General features: G+C 65.2%; 1 protein-coding gene. It reads left to right on the top strand.

Features of this window, described 5'->3' with window-relative positions; translation table 11 throughout:
- On the top strand, positions 1–388 hold a 388-nt coding region (locus tag I6F21_RS38495; RefSeq protein WP_346656868.1), incomplete at both ends, for an MFS transporter.

The raw sequence follows: 388 nt of genomic DNA, 5'->3' as shown, positions 1-388 counted from the left end.
GCAAGGGCGCGGCCACCCGGCTGCAGCGTGTTTCTCTATGGAACAAGCCGATCGCCTGGCAGGTGACGCTCTATATGGGGCTGCAATCGTCGCTGGCGTATTGCGTGTTCGGCTGGCTGCCCGTGATCCTGCAAGACCGCGGGCTGTCAGCCGTTCAGTCCGGCGTGGTCGTCGCGGTGTCGATTCTCGTGCAGCTCATCACCGCACTGGGTGGACCCTTTGTGGCGCGGCTCGGCCGCGACCAACGCCCCGCCGTGATCTTGATGATGCTGATGTGCTGGGCCGGCTTGATGGGCTGCCTGTATGCGCCGCTGTCGACGCTGTGGTGGTGGGCGGTCTTGTTGGGACTCGGCCAGGGCGGCAATTTCAGCGTGGCGCTGTCGCTGAT

It is taken from the genome of Bradyrhizobium sp. NBAIM03, assembly GCF_020194055.1.
GTDB lineage: Bacteria > Pseudomonadota > Alphaproteobacteria > Rhizobiales > Xanthobacteraceae > Bradyrhizobium > Bradyrhizobium yuanmingense.
The sequence above is the reverse complement of the archived record's forward strand: the minus strand, read 5'-3'. Positions and strand labels throughout refer to the sequence as shown.